The 18,374-nt window shown below is 45.2% G+C and carries 15 protein-coding genes and 1 tRNA gene; 7 read left to right on the top strand and 9 right to left on the bottom strand.

The annotated features are described in order from the left end of the window. Positions 1-45: 45 nt before the first annotated feature. The gene (locus tag V8G47_RS06950; RefSeq protein ID WP_336199476.1) at positions 46-1,428 is read right to left on the bottom strand and encodes a sigma-54 interaction domain-containing protein; all 1,383 of its coding nucleotides are present in this window, start codon (positions 1,426-1,428) and stop codon (positions 46-48) included. Positions 1,429-1,821: 393 nt separating this feature from the next. Here V8G47_RS06950 and V8G47_RS06945 point away from each other — a divergent pair, with 393 nt between their 5' ends. The 3 genes from V8G47_RS06945 (at position 1,822) to V8G47_RS06935 (ending at position 6,659) form a co-directional block, all read left to right on the top strand. Then, positions 1,822-3,015 carry an ornithine--oxo-acid transaminase gene (locus tag V8G47_RS06945; RefSeq protein ID WP_336199475.1) on the top strand — a complete coding sequence of 398 codons (1,194 nt, stop codon included), beginning with the start codon at positions 1,822-1,824 and terminating at the stop codon, positions 3,013-3,015. A 153-nt stretch (positions 3,016-3,168) separates the two neighbouring features. Beyond that, complete coding sequence (locus V8G47_RS06940; RefSeq protein ID WP_034763858.1) at positions 3,169-4,413, top strand: Glu/Leu/Phe/Val family dehydrogenase; 1,245 nt, start codon at positions 3,169-3,171, stop codon at positions 4,411-4,413. A gap of 842 nt (positions 4,414-5,255) precedes the next feature. Beyond that, positions 5,256-6,659, top strand: coding sequence for an aldehyde dehydrogenase (locus V8G47_RS06935; RefSeq protein WP_336199474.1), 1,404 nt, complete (start codon positions 5,256-5,258; stop codon positions 6,657-6,659). Positions 6,660-6,701: 42 nt separating this feature from the next. Here the strand turns inward: V8G47_RS06935 and V8G47_RS06930 are convergent, their stop codons facing one another. Next, entirely contained in the window at positions 6,702-6,938 is a 237-nt protein-coding gene (locus tag V8G47_RS06930) for a DUF378 domain-containing protein (protein WP_336199473.1), read from the bottom strand. Positions 6,939-7,138: 200 nt separating this feature from the next. On the opposite strand from V8G47_RS06930, the gene V8G47_RS06925 reads away from it, so the two are divergent. The 3 genes from V8G47_RS06925 to V8G47_RS06915 all read left to right on the top strand — a co-directional run bounded on the left by V8G47_RS06925 (position 7,139) and on the right by V8G47_RS06915 (position 10,597). Continuing rightward, complete coding sequence (locus V8G47_RS06925) at positions 7,139-8,302, top strand: iron-containing alcohol dehydrogenase (protein WP_336199472.1); 1,164 nt, start codon at positions 7,139-7,141, stop codon at positions 8,300-8,302. A gap of 445 nt (positions 8,303-8,747) precedes the next feature. After that, positions 8,748-10,097: a glucose-6-phosphate isomerase gene (locus tag V8G47_RS06920; protein ID WP_336199471.1), complete on the top strand. Its 1,350-nt coding sequence runs from the start codon at positions 8,748-8,750 to the stop codon at positions 10,095-10,097. 92 nt (positions 10,098-10,189) lie between these two features. Continuing rightward, the gene (locus V8G47_RS06915) at positions 10,190-10,597 is read left to right on the top strand and encodes a YugN-like family protein (RefSeq protein ID WP_098439228.1); all 408 of its coding nucleotides are present in this window, start codon (positions 10,190-10,192) and stop codon (positions 10,595-10,597) included. Here V8G47_RS06915 and V8G47_RS06910 read toward each other — a convergent pair. From V8G47_RS06910 to V8G47_RS06895, 4 genes are all read right to left on the bottom strand, one after another. Then, positions 10,590-11,582, bottom strand: a complete 993-nt coding sequence (locus V8G47_RS06910) for a potassium channel family protein (RefSeq protein ID WP_336199470.1) — start codon at positions 11,580-11,582, stop codon at positions 10,590-10,592. The genes V8G47_RS06915 and V8G47_RS06910 overlap by 8 nt on opposite strands. Positions 11,583-11,635: 53 nt before the next feature. Further along, positions 11,636-12,187 carry a GNAT family N-acetyltransferase gene (locus V8G47_RS06905; RefSeq protein WP_336199469.1) on the bottom strand — a complete coding sequence of 184 codons (552 nt, stop codon included), beginning with the start codon at positions 12,185-12,187 and terminating at the stop codon, positions 11,636-11,638. Between the two features lie 109 nt (positions 12,188-12,296). Further along, entirely contained in the window at positions 12,297-13,514 is a 1,218-nt protein-coding gene (locus V8G47_RS06900; RefSeq protein WP_336199468.1) for a lactate 2-monooxygenase, read from the bottom strand. 163 nt (positions 13,515-13,677) lie between these two features. Continuing rightward, entirely contained in the window at positions 13,678-15,084 is a 1,407-nt protein-coding gene (locus tag V8G47_RS06895; protein WP_336199467.1) for a vWA domain-containing protein, read from the bottom strand. Between the two features lie 205 nt (positions 15,085-15,289). On the opposite strand from V8G47_RS06895, the gene V8G47_RS06890 reads away from it, so the two are divergent. Then, positions 15,290-15,985, top strand: coding sequence for a glycoside hydrolase family 16 protein (locus V8G47_RS06890; RefSeq protein ID WP_336199466.1), 696 nt, complete (start codon positions 15,290-15,292; stop codon positions 15,983-15,985). A gap of 94 nt (positions 15,986-16,079) precedes the next feature. Here the strand turns inward: V8G47_RS06890 and V8G47_RS06885 are convergent. The 3 genes from V8G47_RS06885 to nagA form a co-directional block, all read right to left on the bottom strand. Further along, positions 16,080-16,152, bottom strand: a tRNA-Ala gene (locus tag V8G47_RS06885). A gap of 134 nt (positions 16,153-16,286) precedes the next feature. Next, complete coding sequence (gene nagB / locus V8G47_RS06880) at positions 16,287-17,045, bottom strand: glucosamine-6-phosphate deaminase (RefSeq protein ID WP_336199465.1); 759 nt, start codon at positions 17,043-17,045, stop codon at positions 16,287-16,289. After that, the gene (gene nagA, locus V8G47_RS06875; RefSeq protein ID WP_336199464.1) at positions 17,032-18,240 is read right to left on the bottom strand and encodes an N-acetylglucosamine-6-phosphate deacetylase; all 1,209 of its coding nucleotides are present in this window, start codon (positions 18,238-18,240) and stop codon (positions 17,032-17,034) included. Before nagA ends, nagB begins: the two co-directional genes overlap by 14 nt. Between the last annotated feature and the right edge of the window lie 134 nt (positions 18,241-18,374).

The raw sequence follows: 18,374 nt of genomic DNA, 5'->3' as shown, positions 1-18,374 counted from the left end.
AGCAAAAAAACCACTTCCTCAAAAAGAGAAAGTGGCCTCAACCAATCAATACGAATTCCGCTCGATCCCGTATTTCCGTATCCGGTACTGTAGATTCTGTCTGCTCATCCCCAGTGATTTCGCGGTCTTGGTGATATTGAAGTCGTGATATTTCAATGCCTTCTGAATATAATAGGTTTCAGCTTCCTCTATGAAAAGCTCCAACGGCTTGATTTCCTTGCCTGATTGATAGAGGAATGCAGACCCATCTTGGCTTTCCTCATCTGTCACACTGTGGTGGATTCTCTGCCTGAATCCGAAGGGAAGATGCTTGTATCCGATTTCTTCCTCAAACCCTACAAGGTTGAATGCCCCTTCCATGACATGCTCGAGCTCCCGTACGTTCCCCGGCCATTCATACTGTTGGAAAATCTCCCGCACTTCGTCGGATATCCCCTTGATATTCATGGCGAAATGATGGTTGAACTGGTTGATGAAATACTCCACCAGCTCAGGCAGATCTTCTTTTCTCGTACGAAGAGAAGGAATGAAGATAGAAACGACGCTCAGTCGATAATACAGGTCCTTCAATAACCGCCCTTCTGCAATGGCGTCGATCGGATCCTCGTTCACCGTGGCCATCACCCTGACGTCAAATGGAAGGTCCGTCCCTCTTGAGAGGAAGTTTAGCAGCTTCTCCTGAAGGGAAGGGGTCAATGAGTTGATTTCGTCAAGGAGGAGTGTTCCTCCCTGAGCCTGCCGGAAGAGAGAGGGACGGTGATGTTCAGGTTCTATCCCCTCACTCTTGTCGTGAAAAAGAATTTCTTCAAGCATGTCATCACGTAAAGAAGAACAATTCTGGGTGATGAAGGGACGGTTGGCACGGGCGCTATCGTTGTGAATGCTTTGGGCGAACAGTTCCTTTCCAGTCCCTATTTCGCCGCAGATCAGGACCGGGGAAGAGGTCCGCGTCGCCCTTTTTCCTGTTTCGACAGCGTCCCCGAGCCGGGGGTGATGCCCTATGATGCTGTCAAACGTGAAGAAACTGCCGGGCTTTTTATGTATGTGGTCCCTCATCACCTTCTCGAGTTTGGTGATGTCCCTGGCAATTTCGATGGCTCCGATCAGCACCTCATCGTGAAAAATCGGGAATGTGTCATTCATCGTCGTGATTTCGATTCCGTTAATATTAAAGTAAGTCTGCTTGACATTGAGGGTAGGTTTATTTGTTTTCAGGACCTTTAATAACGTGCTTTCTTCCTCGGAGTGAAATTGAAAGACATCCAGCAGATTTTTATCGAGGACGTCTTCAATTTCCATTCCTTCGATTTCACGCATCTTGCGATTGTAGATGATGGTTCTCCCGGTTGAATCGATGACATGGACGCCTGATTCGAGATGTTCAGCGACTTTTTCATACATATACAATCGTTTTTCAGATTCCAGCATGCTGTTTCTCTCCTCTTATTAATCTAGGGTTCTTACTGCAAAATGTATCGTCTATAGAACTTTTTTGTACGGATTTCCCATGCTGACATGGATGGATGCGAGCCCCATCTCAGTGGGATTCGCCAAAAGAGTGGAATGATAAAAAATTTTTAAAAAACTCTTGAAAAAAGCAACTATCTTTTGCATTATTATAAGTGTAAGGGTTTTCTAAATGCAAATATTTTTTGCATGCTTGTGGATGAGGGAGCAGACCAGTTGATCTTCTGTTTTACCTTCAAGTAAAAACAACATCAGTAACACGTTAAGAGTGAAAACGGGAGTGGCCTTTGAGTACAGGGGCTCCATCCTTTATAAAAAAAGATAAAGTTTTAAATTATGTAAGGAGGAACCAGTATGACAGTAAGTACGCATTCGATCATTGAACAAACAGAAAAGTATGGTGCCAAAAATTATCTTCCACTGCCAATCGTTATTTCAGAAGCGGAAGGTGTATGGGTAAAGGATCCTGAAGGCAATAAGTATATGGATATGCTAAGCGCCTATTCAGCAGTAAACCAGGGACATCGTCATCCAAAGATCATCCAGGCTCTGAAAGATCAGGCAGACCGTGTGACACTGACATCACGTGCATTCCATAATGATCAATTAGCACCATGGTATGAGAAGATCTGTAAGATGACGGGTAAAGACATGGCTCTTCCGATGAATACAGGTGCGGAAGCTGTGGAAACGGCGATCAAGACGGCTCGCCGCTGGGCGTATGATGTGAAAGGTGTAGCGGAAAACAGCGCTGAAATCATCGCCTGTAACGGAAACTTCCACGGTAGGACGATGACAGCAGTATCCCTTTCTTCAGAAGAGGAATACAAGCGCGGCTTCGGTCCGATGCTTCCGGGTATCAACCTGATTCCTTACGGGGACCTTGATGCGTTGAAGGAAGCGATCACACCAAACACAGCGGCGTTCCTCATCGAACCGATCCAAGGGGAAGCAGGGATCGTCTTCCCTCCAAAAGGATTCCTGAAAGCGGCTTATGAATTATGTAAGGAAAATAATGTCCTTTTCATTGCAGATGAAATCCAGGCAGGACTGGCCCGTTCCGGAAAAATGTTTGCATGTGAGTGGGAAGATGTCAATCCTGATATGTATATCCTCGGAAAAGCACTGGGAGGGGGAGTATTCCCGATTTCGTGTGTGGTTGCAGATGAAGAAGTACTGGGTGTATTCAATCCGGGTTCCCATGGCTCGACGTTCGGAGGGAATCCGATGGCGTGTGCGGTGTCTGTTGCGTCCCTTGATGTATTGATCGATGAAGATCTTGCAGGCCGTTCCCTTCAAATGGGAGAATACTTTATGAGTAAACTTCGTGAGATAGATAATCCTATGATTAAGGAAGTTCGTGGCAGCGGATTATTTATCGGGGTGGAACTGACAGAACCGGCCCGCAAATACTGTGAACAACTGAAAGAAGAAGGACTGCTTTGTAAGGAAACTCATGATACAGTCATCCGTTTCGCCCCGCCGCTGGTCATCTCACAAGAAGACCTCGATTGGGCAATCGAAAGGATCAAAAAAGTACTGTCTTGATCGCATCGACGGACTAAGAAGTTTTTTTCTTGATGAGGCTTGAAAACGCTTGAAAATAAAAATTAATTCTTTCCCAAGTCAATGGTTTAAGATACGGTAATATGTTACAATAACAACGTTTCAGATCACATAATAAAGAGGCGAATGTTTACAATGGGAGAAAACCTTAATCTGTTTACTTCTACACAGCATGTCATCAATGATGCTTTATCGAAGCTTGGATATACGGAAGAAATGTATGAACTTCTGAAAGAGCCGATTCGTATGTTGACCGTCCGGATCCCTGTTCGAATGGACGATGGCAGTATCAAAGTATTTACAGGCTACCGTGCACAACATAACGATGCAGTAGGTCCGACAAAGGGTGGCGTACGATTTCATCCTGAAGTGGATGAAGAGGAAGTCAAGGCTTTGTCCATGTGGATGAGCTTGAAATGCGGGATTGTGGATCTGCCATACGGTGGAGGGAAAGGCGGGATCATCTGTGATCCGCGAACGATGTCCTTCACTGAACTGGAGAAACTCAGCCGCGGCTACGTACGTGCCATCAGTCAGATCGTTGGGCCGACAAAGGATATCCCGGCACCTGATGTGTACACAAACTCTCAAATCATGGCCTGGATGATGGATGAATACAGTCGTCTCCGTGAAAATGACTCACCGGGATTCATTACGGGAAAACCGATCGTCCTTGGTGGTTCCCAAGGTCGTGAAAAAGCAACGGCTCAAGGTGTGACCATCTGTATCGAACAAGCAGCAAAGAAACGCGGCATCGATATTAAAGGTGCACGCGTCGTCATCCAGGGATTTGGTAATGCCGGAAGCTTCCTTGCAAAATTCATGAATGATGCCGGTGCAAAGGTCATCGCGATTTCCGATGCCCATGGAGCTCTCCATGATCCGGCTGGTTTGGATATTGATTATCTGTTGGATCGCAGGGACAGCTTCGGTACCGTAACGACTTTATTTGAAAACACGATTTCAAATAAAGAATTACTGGAACTCGAGTGTGACATCCTTGTACCTGCAGCGATTTCAAACCAGATCACGGAAGACAATGTCTATGATATTAAAGCATCCATTGTGGTAGAAGCTGCAAACGGTCCCACTACCTTCGAAGCAACGCGAATCCTGTCAGAAAGAGGGATCCTCCTGGTGCCGGACGTACTTGCAAGTGCCGGAGGGGTAACGGTTTCTTATTTCGAATGGGTTCAGAACAATCAAGGGTACTACTGGACGGAAGAAGAAGTAAACGAGAAGCTTTATGCTAAACTTGTCGAAGCTTTCAACAATGTATACGAAACATCTCAGAATCGTCGAGTGAATATGCGACTAGCCGCATACATGGTCGGCGCACGCAAAATGGCTGAAGCCTCAAGATTTAGAGGTTGGGTGTAACGATCGCATGAATAAGAAGAACGTATTCTCATTTTATATGAGGTACGTTCTTTTTTTATTAGTTCTTTTCGCAAAGATTGGTGTTTTCTAACATAGGAACTCTGAGGCTCTGTCTATGTGTGTATGGATAGATGGTGAGGGGAACGGCTTCGCTTTCCGGCGGACGAACGGCCAAGCCTCCTCGCATTCGCTGCGGGGTCTTGTCTCGTCCGTTTTTCCGCAGGAGTCTACGCCGTTCCCCTCCCCATCTAAATGGGATAGCGTGACAGAGCTTACCAGTGAAAAAACGAATGAGACAGCATTTTACTATTCAAGCTGAAATCGACCACTCCACACATAGAAAATGATGTTTTTCTAGAGGTGTACAGAAGTAGATTAATCCTCCATACCAATAAAGTTGATTGTAGCGGAAGGTGCTCGACTCCTGCGGGAAACAATGAAAAGCGGAGGCGGCTTGCACAGCCCCGAAAAGCATAAGCTGAATGGGCCGGGAAGGCGTTCTTTGCCTTCTTGGATCATTCAGCTTATGACCTCGAGGGGCTAGCCGCCGGAGCTGGACAAGGGTAGGACACCACTTGAAGCAGAGGAGGCTCACCGCCAGCCCCGCGGAAAGCGAGCACCTGAAGCGGAAATCAACCACTACTCGCTACCTTACATAGCAACAAAGTTTACGAAAAGAGCCATTTTATTTAAAGGAGTATCCGAAATGAATGTAGAAATGATTAGAAAGCGGTGGTTTAGGGTAAAATCACTGAAAATGGGCATAGGTATATTTACATTGCTTACGAAATTTTTGTTCTTATGTTTAAACTTATAAACATTAAAGATTCGGAGGGAAACAAATGTCTACTGAATTGTTCATAGAGGAAGCTTCTCTCGAGGCGATAGAAGCAAGTCTTCAACAACACAAGCAATTTTTTAAGTCCGGGGTGACCCGTCCCCTTCAATACAGAAAAGATTTGTTAGAAAAATTCTCCACCGTCATAAAAAATCATGAAACAGAAATCATCAGTGCCCTGAAAAAAGACTTGAATAAATCCGAGATGGAAGCGTATACGACGGAAATCGGAATCCTTCTGGAGGAGATTCGATTCGTCCTTAAGAATATCGATGAGTGGGCAGAACCGAAAAAAATGAAAACGGCGAAAACCCATATTGGATCGAAGGCCTATACGGTGCCGGAGCCATACGGAGTCACCTTGATCATCGCACCTTGGAATTATCCGATCCAGCTCGCCCTGGCACCGGTCATCGGAGCGATTGCAGCGGGGAATACGGCGATTATAAAACCGTCGGAGCTCACCCCGACGACTTCTTCATTACTCGCTCAAATGATCAACACACATTTTGATCCAAGGCAGATCTTCGTCATAGAGGGCGGAGTGGAGACGACCCAGAATCTTCTCAAGCAGCCGTTTGATTATATTTTTTTCACTGGGAGTGTGCCTGTCGGAAAAGTGGTCATGGAAGCCGCGGCCAAGCAGTTGATCCCGGTAACCCTTGAACTGGGCGGGAAAAGCCCGTGTATTGTCGATGAAACGGCGGATATCCCTCTTGCCGCCAAGCGTATCGCTTTCGGGAAAGTGACAAACGCAGGACAGACTTGCGTCGCACCGGATTATTTATTTATCCATAAAAGCAAGAAAGATGAATTCATCACTGAATTTAAGAAAACCGTGATTGAGTTTTATGGGAGTGAACCTTTGAAAAGCGATAAATTCGGACGGATTGTCAACGAGCGTCATTTCAATCGTCTGACCAGCTATCTGGAAGACGGGGAAATCCTATTAGGTGGAAATGTAGATCCCGCGAGCTTAAAAATCGAACCGACCTTAATGGAGCCAAGGGATTTTTCCGTACCGGTGATGCAGGATGAGATTTTCGGCCCCGTTTTTCCTGTCATCGAGTATGAAGATCTCGATGAGGTCATCGATTTTGTAACGGAGCGTCCGAAACCTTTGGCACTCTATCTGTTCACGGAAAACCCCATCACGGAAGAGAAAATTAATGGATCCATTTCCTATGGGGGAGGATGCGTGAATGATACCCTCATGCACATCGTAACGCCTTATCTTCCTTTCGGCGGGGTAGGGGAGAGCGGAATCGGAAATTACCACGGGGAATCGAGCTTTTCGACCTTCTCCCATTATAAGAGCATCTTGAAGCAGACGACGAAGTTCGATATGAGCTTCCGTTATCCAAGTGGACGATTCGGGATGCAGATCATCAAGAAATTGTTGAAATGATAAAAGGTGACCCGGGGTGGGTCACCTTTTATATTGGGGTCCTTAGTATCTGGTTGGTTCTGTACGAGGTTCTCTTTCAAGCTCTTCCGTCGGTTTGAATAACAGACCAAGATTGATGAGGCCTGCAATCCCAACTAAACCGTAAACGATTCTGGATAGAGCTGCATCCTGACCGCCAAAGATCGCTGCAACAAGATCGAATTGAAAGAAACCGATAAGTCCCCAGTTGATAGCACCAATGATCGTAAGCGCCAAAGCAATACGCTGAATACCACTCATGTTGTTTTCCTCCTTTTATTCAATGGCTCATTCATAAGTTTCCCCCTGAGCCCATTCCTATTCAAATTGCCCATAGTAAAATTTCCTTGTGCAAGTTCTTTGCAATTTGGGGATGATATATTCGATAATAGAAAATGTGCTAAGAACGTTTTGGGTAACGAAATAAATCGGCCCTTACAGAATACAAGGAGGTAACTTTAATGAATGACTTTACATTTTACAATCCGACTAAATTAATTTTTGGTAAAGGACAAGTAGAACAATTGAAAGAATTGGTACCTCAATATGGTAAAAAGGTGCTTGTCGTTTACGGCGGGGGAAGCATCAAGCGCAACGGACTATACGATCAAGTGATGTCCGTGCTGAAAGAGATTGACAGTGAAGTATTTGAATTATCCGGAGTAGAGCCAAATCCACGTCTTTCTACAGTTAGAAAAGGAGTCGAAATCGCGAAAGAGAAGAACATCGACTTTATCTTGGCCGTCGGCGGCGGAAGCGTCATCGATTGTACGAAAGCCATCGCTGCAGGCGCAAAATATGACGGAGACGCATGGGATCTTGTAACGAAGAAAACGTTCGCGAAAGAAGCCCTTCCATTCGGAACGGTACTTACTCTGGCAGCGACGGGTTCTGAAATGAATGCCGGATCGGTTATCACAAACTGGGAAACAAATGAAAAGTATGGTTGGGGAAGCCCGGTGACATTCCCTCAATTCTCCATCCTGGATCCTGAAAATACCTTTACCGTACCAAAGGATCACACAATCTATGGCATGGTGGACATGATGAGTCACGTATTTGAACAGTATTTCAATAATGCTACAAACACACCGCTTCAAGACCGCATGTGTGAATCTGTTCTGAAAACAGTGATCGAAACAGCTCCGAAGCTGATCAATGATCTTGAAAACTATGAGCTTCGTGAGACGATTCTTTACTCAGGTACGATTGCCCTTAACGGAATGTTGCAAATGGGTTATAACGGTGACTGGGCAAGCCATAACATCGAGCATGCTGTGTCAGCTGTATACGACATCCCACATGCAGGTGGACTGGCGATCCTGTTCCCGAACTGGATGAAGCATAACCTGAAAGTGAACCCATCACGATTTGCCCAAATGGCTGAACGCGTATTCAATGTCGACCCAGCCGGCAAATCGGAAGAAGAAGTGGCACTTGAAGGTATCGAAAAGCTACGCGAATTCTGGTCAAGCCTGGGTGCACCATCCCGCTTGGCGGATTACGATATCGACGACAGTAAGCTTGACCTTATGGCAGACAAAGCCATGGTCAACGGCGAATTCGGTAACTTCAATAAACTGAAAAAAGACGACGTTCTTGCGATTTTAAGAGCCTCTCTATAATGTAATGGGGAGGGACGGACCTTGGTGAACAAGGTCCGTCCCTCTTTTTTGTGGAGTGGTTATTGGTGTTGGTTGGCGGTGGTAAGGTTTTGGGAAATAAAGTTAATTGGCTGGATTTTATGGTTTTTTTGCTGGATTCTTGAGTGAAACGGCTGGATTTGAGGACGTTTCGGCTGGATTCAAGCAAAAATCGGCTGGATTTCTGTCGGTTTCGGCTGGATTCCGTCCCTCCCCCACGATTAGCGGGTGGAAGCATCATAACCCCTCCACAAATCCCTAAAATATCAGGGTTTCTTTCCCAATAACTAGGGAAATATAAGCGGGTAAGGCATCAGTGGATAAAAAGTTTCTCATGCACACGCTTACATAGAGGAAGCTTTCTTGATTCTCGGGTCAGCTTTCGATAAAGTGAGATAGAAGAAAATATTTTAATCGGAGGATGGTTATGACACACATTCGTTTTGATTATTCAAAAGCGTTATCGTTTTTTGGAGAACACGAACTTACATACTTAAGTGATGCGGTTAAGGTTGCCCATCATTCACTTCATGAACAAACAGGTGCCGGGAGTGACTTCCTGGGTTGGATCGATCTTCCTGTGGATTACGACAAAGAAGAATTTTCACGCATTCAGAAATCCGCGGAGAAAATCAAGAATGATTCCGATATCCTTCTTGTGATTGGTATCGGTGGATCATACCTTGGGGCGCGTGCAGCGATTGAAATGCTGAACCACAGCTTCTATAATGCCCTTCCGAAAGAAAAGCGTTCGACTCCACAAGTGTTATTTGTCGGACAAAACATCAGCTCCACATATATGAGAGACTTAATAGATCTTCTGGATGGAAGAGATTTCTCCATCAATGTGATCTCAAAGTCCGGAACAACGACAGAACCGGCGCTTGCTTTCCGTATCTTCCGCAATATGCTGGAAGAAAAATACGGTGTGGAAGAAGCCCGCAAACGTATCTATGCGACAACGGATAAATCGAAGGGCGCACTTAAGACGCTGGCAACGGACGAAGGCTATGAAACATTCGTCGTTCCTGATGATATCGGAGGACGATATTCTGTACTGACAGCAGTAGGATTGCTGCCGATTGCCGTCAGCGGAGTGGAGATCGAAACGATGATGAACGGTGCCGCACAGGCCCGTGAAGATTTCGGCAAATCAGAATTGACTGAGAATGCCGCGTATCAATATGCCGCGGTTCGTAACGCCCTTTACAACAAAGGCAAGACAATCGAAATGCTCATCAACTATGAGCCGGGATTACAGTACTTTGCTGAATGGTGGAAGCAGCTCTTCGGTGAAAGTGAAGGAAAAGACCAAAAAGGGATTTATCCTTCTTCTGCGAACTTCTCGACAGATCTTCATTCTCTTGGACAATATGTTCAGGAAGGACGCCGTGACATTTTCGAAACAGTCATCAAGGTTTCAGAGCCCCGTCATGAGCTGAAAATCGAGAAAGCGGACAGTGACTTGGATGGATTGAACTATCTTGCTGGTGAAACTGTGGACTTCGTGAACAATAAAGCATTCGAAGGTACACTGCTTGCCCATACAGATGGAGGGGTACCTAACCTGATCGTGGAGATTCCTGCAATGGATGCTTACACATTCGGTTACCTTGTGTACTTCTTCGAGAAAGCATGTGCCATGAGTGGATACCTTCTTGGTGTGAATCCATTCGATCAGCCGGGAGTGGAAGCATATAAAGTGAATATGTTTGCTCTTCTTGGAAAACCAGGCTTTGAAGAGAAGAAAGCCGAGCTTGAAAAACGTCTGAAATAATGAACAAGAGCACTGAGTAAATCTCAGTGCTCTTTTACATTTTTCTTTTCTTTTGGGAGAAACTATCCCTAAAAGAAAGGGGATGCATCCACGTGATTGAGCTTTCATCGAGCATTGAAGGACAGCATTATCAACTGTATAAACTGGAACAGCTTTTAAAGCCGCTTGGATATTCGATCGGCGGTAACTGGGATTACGATCACGGCTACTTCGATTATAAAATTGATGACGAGGTCGGGTATCAATTTTTAAGAGTGCCGTTTACCTCAGTGGACGGTCAACTGGACTCAAGGGGGGCTACCGTTGAATTCGGTAAACCGTTCCTTCTTTCTCATAAGTATCAGATTGGCCTGGACGATTTTGCGTCGACAGGGAACTTTTCCGGTTCTGTCAATCAATTTTCAGAGCCACAGGATCCCGATGCAAGTTTTCCTGAAAAGTACATTGCCGTTGGGAAGGAACTTGTGAAAGAACTTGAGAGCACTCTGTTTTCTAGTTAGAAATCACCAGAAGTTCGTCCGTTGCTTCAACAATCGTCGTTAAAGGAGGATTCACTGTTGTGTTTTCTCCTTTTTTAATGCCCAAAAGGATGACGTTGTTCGTTAAGAGTTGGCTGCTTAAGGAGTGGAAATTTTCATTGATGAACTCCTCTGATACAGGAATGAGCTTTAGATTATTCCCTTTTAGATGATTCAATAACTTCAAAATGGTTTTAGACATCCCTTGAGAAATGATGCTGTTCATCATCACATAGCTGGTCTGCATATTCGTTTGGATGACCTCATCGGCTCCTGCCCGTTTGGCATTTGCGACTTGGTCCTTCTGAAGGATTTCGACGACGGTATATAATTCCGGATAGTTCCCTTTAATGGCGAGAAGGGTCAGGACGGAATTCATATCAGCGGTCATCTCATCTTTATTCTGGTCTGCGGTGATGATGGCGATGGAGGCTTCCTGCAGATTGACTTTCTTCAGGATTGCGTCCTTAAATGGGGTTCCGCGGACGAAATGAATATGATTATTGTTGTAGGGATTCTTGTGAAGGGTTTCATCGACCAGGATGATATCACATTTGGACTGAAGGGAGGTGAGCTGATTGATGACTTCCCTTGTCCGTTCATTCCAGCCTACGATGATGACATGTTCTTTTCCTTTGAACGTCTCCCGTCCTTCCAGATAGGCGTTTTGTGTCATGACGGTTTCCGCTGCCAGAGTGACAAAATAGGTTGAGAGAAAGCCGGCACCAACAAGGATCAGGACAATCCCGAGGAATCTTCCTTCGAATGTTAATGGAACAAAGTCTCCATATCCAACAGTGGAGGTCGTAATGATGGCCCACCAGATCCCATCAAATAAAGAGGGGAAGGTATCCGGCTCTATAAAGTGAATGATCGTGCCAAACGAAATCATCAGCGTAATGGCGATCGTAAATATTCGAATAACTAAAGGCCAGCGCAAGAATCCATGAAACATTTGCTGTACCATTCTACCAGCTCCTTTTTCATCTGCACTGACCATTATTTCCTTTTCAGGTTCGTCTAAAACTCGGAAAGCCATTCTTTCTTTAACAAACTGTACATATATGCGTCAAATGCCTGGTCATCCTGAAGGATATATTCCCTCAGCAAACCTTCCTGCTTGAACCCAAGCTTCTCAACTACCCGTGATGATGCCTTATTAGAAGGAACGATCACTGCTCCTATACGATGCATTCCTTTTTCTGAAAAGAGGTAACGAAGTAATGGGGATAGGGCTTCACCCATGATTCCCTTGCCCCAATGGCCGGGATGCAGGTCATATCCGATTTCGCAGCGTTTATAAGCTTTCGAAATGCCATGGAACCCGCACGTCCCGATCATACGGTTGGAATCTTTCTCCACGATGGCCCAGCGCATGGGACCCCCTGATTCCAAGTGTTTTTCATAGTTTTCGACCATGCTGACCGCCACGTGTTTCGATTCAATCGGACTCATGCCGAAATAGCGGAGAACGTCCGTGGACGTATAGAGTTCATAAAGAAAATCGACATCTTCCATTGCAATCTGTCTTAAAATCAATCTCTCTGTTTCAAATTCTGGATATTTTTCCATATTTATCAACCCCTTTATAGAAGAAAGTATACCATGGAAAAACCCTTCGCAGGGGGCTAAAATCTTACACACGAAAAAGCCTCTGCCGGATTGAACAGAGGCTCCTTCACTATGATTTAAATCCTGCAGTTGGCTGTGCGTTCCATCCTTTCTTTGAATGAAATGAACCGTCCTTCACGTCCGTCAGAAGGGAGGCATCACATTCGGAGGCGGACGATTGACCTGAAAGGGCCAATGTTAAATCGAGATCGGCCAGTATATTCCGAATCACATCTTTCACCCCTTGTTCACCTGCCAGGGTCAGTCCGTACATATATGGCCTGCCTACCAGAACGGAATTTGCTCCGAGGGCCAGGGCTTTTACGACATCGGCTCCACGCCGGATTCCGCTGTCAAAGAGCACCGGGATACGGCCGTTCACGACGTCGCATATCACTGGGAGGGAGTCTAAGGCTCCGATGGCCCCGTCAACCTGTCTTCCACCATGATTGGATACGATGATTCCATCCATTCCCCGGTCGATGGCAAGCTTGGCGTCATCGGGATGGAGAATGCCTTTCAGCAGGATCGGCAGACGTGTATGTTCACGCAGGAAGTCCAGGTCATCCCATGTAAGTCTGGCATTGCCAAACACTTGGGACCAGAGGATGGCGGCTGCATTCCGGTCAACTTCAGGGGGTTCTTTCAGCCTTGAACGAAAGACAGGATCGCTCACGTAATTGCCTACTCCTTCTCCTGACAGAAACGGAAGATAGGCGTTTTCAAGGTCGTATTCACGCCACGCCATCATCGGGGCATCAAGGGTCACAACAATAGCGGAGAATCCTGACGCTTCAGCCCTCTTAAGCATACTGGCTGCAATCTCAAGGTCATTACTCCAATACAGCTGGAACCATCTTGGGGAGTCCCCCATCACGGAAGCGATTTCTTCCATGGAGTAAGTGGACGCTGAACTTGCAATGAACGGGACATTCATGGATGCAGCCGCGCGTGCAGACGCCAGCTCCCCATCAGGGTGAACGATGGATTGCACTCCGATCGGTGCAAGGAGGAGGGGGGAGGAGTAGGTTTCTCCAAATAAAGTCACCTTCAGGTCGCGATCCTCGACATTATTCAGCATACGGGGGACGATTTGCCAGCGGTCGAGGGCACTTCTATTGGCGCGCATCGTCCCCTCGCCGCCGGCACCTCCAGCCACATAATAAAACGGGCCGTCTTCAAGCTTTTCCCGTGCCATTTGTTCCAACTCTTCAAACCGGAAAGGGATGGAGGGACGGACCTTCCCTTGATAAATTTCATTTTGGACTAGGTTTCCATACTGATTCATGATTTTGTTCTCCTTTCATCTTTGCCGGAAGAAATGCAATCGTCAAAAGGAAGCGTATGTAATCGGCGTGCTTTTCCTTATAAAGAAAATGGTACTTACAGTATTCAGAAAAGTCAATCAAATCATCAGGGAAAAGAGACCGGTCATATGACCGGCCCTCAGTTTATATCCCAACCTGCTTTTTAATCTCATCCAATCGTTTATCGAGCTCATCAGAAACGTTTTTCACTTCTTCGTGCTTCGTTGATTCCAGGTCATTCAGGTAGTTCCTGATTTTCTCTTGACGGTCATCGAGGAGAGAAGATATGGCAGAGCGTTTCTCTGAATCAATGAGCTTCTCTTTTTCCAGGCGATTGAGTGTCTGGATCATCCTGTTTTCTTCATTCGAAATCATTGTTTGATAAGAAGAGACGATATCCCTCAAAGCATTATAATGATCGACTGTCGTCCAAACATTGTCACTGAACCGGTTGACCACCCACCATCTCCACGTATTTTTATTGATGACTTCTTTCCACACATTTTCAATTTCAGACAATTGTTGTTTCGTTTTCACGGAGGAGTACTCTCCGCCACCGGCCTCTGCCACCTTCTTCAATTGCCCGTCGGCTTCTGAGTCCACATCGAATCCGATGATGTTGATTTTGACATTGGTATTGTCCGCCTTCACCTTTTTGGCAGCGGCCACCGGATCCCCATCACAGGTTTCGATTCCATCGCTCACGACATATATGAAGTTCTCCGTCTTTTCGTCACTATGGGAAGTAAGTTGTTCGTTGGCCAATTCGATGCTTGATGCCAGTGGGGTCCAGCCCTTGGGATTAAATTTTGTCAGTGATTCCGAGAAGGCACCCTCATCATACGGTTGAAGAGGATAGATAGACTCGACTGCCTTGCACGACATCTTTTTATCCGCATCACTGCCTGTTCCCTCATGTCCAAATGCGATCAGGGAAACATTCACGGATTCGGGCAGCTCCTTTGCAAGACTTTCCAGGCTATCCTTGGCAAGGGACATCTTGCTTTCGCCACCCACGTCGGCTTTCATACTCCCGCTCGAATCGATCAACAAGGCGACATTCACCTTTTTGTCTTCTTTCTCGGTGATTTCATCCATCGGGACATCCTGTAGAAGTCTACCATCTGGAAGCTTCATTTCCTCATACACGACCTCATAGTTTTCAAGCTCAGAGGCAATTTCCCCGTAACCGGTTTGGAGGCTTGTGAGAATGGACTGGGTCCACTTTTCTTCATTCCATTTATCCGTTTCTTTCTGTCGGACATCCTCCACGTATTCATCCACGGCGTTTCCGGAAGCTTTTTTATACGCTTCCGGATCTTTGGACCCGTTCTTATTTTCTATGTATTGTTGATAGAGGTCACCTGCCTCCTGGTTGATCCATTCTTCTGGTGTGATGCTTGATGGATCCGCTTCCTTAGAAGCTGTAATGGATTTGCCCGGTTCCTGGGCGTTTTTCTTATTGGTGGAAACGTCTTCTGCTTGATCCTGACATCCTGCTAAAAGGAAGAACAGAGAAGATAAGATCAAAAGTGGTTTCGTGTGTCTCATATCAGTCTCCTTTTTGAAAATTTTATAATGCACCATTTTATCCATAAATTTACTTTTTATCTACTACCCATCGTCACAGGTCTATAAACCTAATAATTTTTCTTTTTTTTAGAATTATTTTTTCATTTTATGGACCAATTTACCTACTTTATGAAAAATAGTACATAGAATATATTAGAAATTTAAATCTATCGGAGGAATGAAATTGATTAATAGAACCATTAAATGGAGTGGCTACACATGGAATGTGAAGAATTCTTCTACCAACAAATGGGGGCCAGGGCCAAATTACTTTTCAGGTAGTACTGAAAATGTATGGGTAGACAGTGCGGGGAGACTACACTTAAAAATCACAAAAAGGAATAATAAGTGGTATTGTGCTGAGATATATAACACAAAAACTCTTGGATATGGAACGTACCGATTCTTTGTGGATGGACGACCGGATTTATTGGATCCTAATATAATTTTAGGATTATTCACATATGATGGTACTTCTTCAGATGCTGTTGCAAATAATTATCGGGAAATTGACATTGAATTTTCGAAATGGGGATATCCAAAGGGGCCGAATTCTCAATACGTCGTTCAGCCCTATACTAAATCAGGGAATATAATCCAATTTCAAACGAAGCTTAGCGGAAACTATTCAACCCATAGTTTTTCATGGACTCCATCCGCCATTAAATTCCTTTCCCTCCATGGACACTATTCAAAATTACCAAGTCCGATAGAAAGGTACCGAATCAAGGAATGGACCTATAGAGAAAGCGATATTCCTAATACCAAAAACGAAAAAGTAGACATTAATTTATGGTTATTTGGAGGAAGGCCACCATTGAATCAGAAGGAAGCAGAACTTGTAATCACTAAGTTTGAGTTTATTCCACTTGTTAAGTAATGCCCATTTTGAATGAATTACGCTATCAACAAATGTATGGAACAAAAAAAGATGGGGAATCTTGTATGCAAGATTCCCCATCTTTTTTTCGGTATGGAGCATAGCGGGATCGAACCGCTGACCTTTTGGCTGCCAGCCAAACGCTCTCCCAGCTGAGCTAATGCCCCGTGATTCGGTCAAGATTTATTATAAGAAAGTTCAGAGTGTTCGTCAATGCTTTTTTTAAATTATTTTTTATCAATGGAAAAGTGGCGGCGGGTGCCTCGCCGCCGCTTTTCGGATATGCCCCGGCTTTCATTCGTCACTTCACATCTTTATTCGCTAATTCCAACCCTTTTACGAGGGCGAAAGCTTCTTCATCAGCGATTACCGTTACATGGTCATGGTTATTCAGGATGGAAGCAGGGAAGCTTTCGGAAATAGAGCCCTCTACTAATTTTTTTAGTGCTTCCTGTTTCGCTTCGCCTGAAACAAGGAGGAGAATTTCCCTGCTTTTCATGATTGAAGCGATTCCCATCGTTATCGCATGTGTCGGTACTTCATTGATTGAATCAAAATAACGGGCATTAGCCTCGCGGGTTGATTGGGCAAGTTCCACGACATGAGTGCTGGTGTCAAAAGAAGTGCCGGGTTCGTTAAATCCGATATGCCCGTTGCTGCCGATCCCCAGTACCTGGATGTCGATGCCGCCGTGGGAACGGATTTTTTCATCATACGCATTGGATTCTTTTTCGGGGTCGGCTGCATCTCCTGAAGGGATATAGGTGTTTTCCGAATCGATATCAATGTGTCTGAATAGGTTCTCATTCATGTATTGATAGTAGCTGTTCGGGTGTTGACGGGGTAGTCCGATGTATTCGTCCAGATTGAAGGAAGATACATGTCGATAAGACGTCCCGTTTTGCTCATGGTCTTCTATCAGTGCCTCGTAAAGCCCTTTTGGGGTACCCCCTGTGGCCAGTCCCAGGGTCAGATTTCCAGATGTTTTCACTTTGGATAATAGATAGTCTGCAGCGACTTGACTCATTTCCTGATAGTCTTTTACTTCAATTAGTTTCATGAGTGTCATCCTCTCGGGTATAGGCTATTTTTCCTTTGCATATCGTTGTGAATACGTCTTTGTTTTCATCCAATAGGACGATGTCTGCATCTTTCCGGAGGGCAAGGCTTCCTTTCCGGTCAAAGATGTTTAATTGTTTGGCGGGATTTTCTGCGGTCATTTTGATCGCACTTCTCATATCACCTGTAGTGAATGATTGGATATTTGAAAAGGCATCCTTCATTTTCAGGACGCTTCCTGCCAATGTGTCTTCATCTAATAGGGCCCTGCCGTCCTTGACCGTCACCATCTGACCGCCTAGATCATACTGACCATTCTTCAGACATTTCGCCCTCATGGAATCGGTGATAAGGATCAAGCGTTCATCTGTGATCTGATTGAAAGCCAGTTGAATCACTTCAGGGCGGACGTGGATGCCGTCTGTAATCAATTCCACCATCAGTTCCTGTCGCAGGAAGGATGCCCCGACAATTCCGGGCTCGCGATGATGAAGGCCTGACATTTGATTAAACAAATGGGTCACATGGGACAAGCCGGCGTCGATGGCTTCCCCGACTTCATCGAAGGTTGCACTGGAGTGGCCCACTGAAGAGATGATCCCGTTTTCTTTTAAGTAAGAGATCAATTTATGATCCTCATCAAGCTCGGGGGCGAGGGTGACTAATTTTATTTGGTTCTGAGAGAGTGTCTGCCAGCGTTTAAATGTGTCGACGCTCGGCTTTTGGATCCGGTCGAGAGGCTGTGCGCCAGCCCGGTCAGGATTGATGAACGGTCCTTCCAGGTGAAGTCCGAGAATTTCCGCCTGACCGCCTCTTTGATAATTGGCCATATAATCTGCGGTATTTTTCAATGCTTTTTCGATTGAATCGGATCCTTCTGTCATGGTTGTGGCAAGGAAGCTCGTGGTTCCTTCTTTCGGAAGAGTCCCGGTCATCGTATCTAGGGCTTCCCTGGTCGCATCCATGGTATCGGCTCCATTTACGCCATGGATATGAATATCTATCATTCCCGGGACCACACTATACCCATGGGGAAGGGAAATCACTTTATAATCTTCTGTATCGGTTAAACGGGAGCGTTCACCCATTTCGGTGATCATGCCATTTTCTATTTTGATATAGCCTTTTTCATACACTGTATTTTCTGCATAGATCGTTCCATTCAGTATCAGCAGTTTTTCTATATTTGAGTTCATTGAAATCACTCCTTGTGTACTTTACCATTCTACAATACCATCAGTAAGTATAGATGTCTATACCAGTTTGAGGGTTGAATGAATATTTCAAATGTAAAGTTAACCGGGGAACCTATTTAAATCTATAAAGCAAT

Source organism: Rossellomorea sp. LJF3, from assembly GCF_037046045.1.
Taxonomy (GTDB): domain Bacteria; phylum Bacillota; class Bacilli; order Bacillales; family Bacillaceae_B; genus Rossellomorea.
The sequence above is the reverse complement of the archived record's forward strand: the minus strand, read 5'-3'. Positions and strand labels throughout refer to the sequence as shown.

What these genes read in the sequence shown, in the direction of transcription:
- V8G47_RS06950 (WP_336199476.1), bottom strand. Translation starts at nt 1,428, where the DNA reads ATGCTGGAATCTGAAAAACGATTGTATATGTATGAAAAAGTCGCTGAA.
- V8G47_RS06945 (WP_336199475.1), top strand. Translation starts at nt 1,822, where the DNA reads ATGACAGTAAGTACGCATTCGATCATTGAACAAACAGAAAAGTATGGT.
- V8G47_RS06940 (WP_034763858.1), top strand. Translation starts at nt 3,169, where the DNA reads ATGGGAGAAAACCTTAATCTGTTTACTTCTACACAGCATGTCATCAAT.
- V8G47_RS06935 (WP_336199474.1), top strand. Translation starts at nt 5,256, where the DNA reads ATGTCTACTGAATTGTTCATAGAGGAAGCTTCTCTCGAGGCGATAGAA.
- V8G47_RS06930 (WP_336199473.1), bottom strand. Translation starts at nt 6,938, where the DNA reads ATGAGTGGTATTCAGCGTATTGCTTTGGCGCTTACGATCATTGGTGCT.
- V8G47_RS06925 (WP_336199472.1), top strand. Translation starts at nt 7,139, where the DNA reads ATGAATGACTTTACATTTTACAATCCGACTAAATTAATTTTTGGTAAA.
- V8G47_RS06920 (WP_336199471.1), top strand. Translation starts at nt 8,748, where the DNA reads ATGACACACATTCGTTTTGATTATTCAAAAGCGTTATCGTTTTTTGGA.
- V8G47_RS06910 (WP_336199470.1), bottom strand. Translation starts at nt 11,582, where the DNA reads ATGGTACAGCAAATGTTTCATGGATTCTTGCGCTGGCCTTTAGTTATT.
- V8G47_RS06905 (WP_336199469.1), bottom strand. Translation starts at nt 12,187, where the DNA reads ATGGAAAAATATCCAGAATTTGAAACAGAGAGATTGATTTTAAGACAG.
- V8G47_RS06900 (WP_336199468.1), bottom strand. Translation starts at nt 13,514, where the DNA reads ATGAATCAGTATGGAAACCTAGTCCAAAATGAAATTTATCAAGGGAAG.
- V8G47_RS06895 (WP_336199467.1), bottom strand. Translation starts at nt 15,084, where the DNA reads ATGAGACACACGAAACCACTTTTGATCTTATCTTCTCTGTTCTTCCTT.
- nagB (WP_336199465.1), bottom strand. Translation starts at nt 17,045, where the DNA reads ATGAAACTAATTGAAGTAAAAGACTATCAGGAAATGAGTCAAGTCGCT.
- nagA (WP_336199464.1), bottom strand. Translation starts at nt 18,240, where the DNA reads ATGAACTCAAATATAGAAAAACTGCTGATACTGAATGGAACGATCTAT.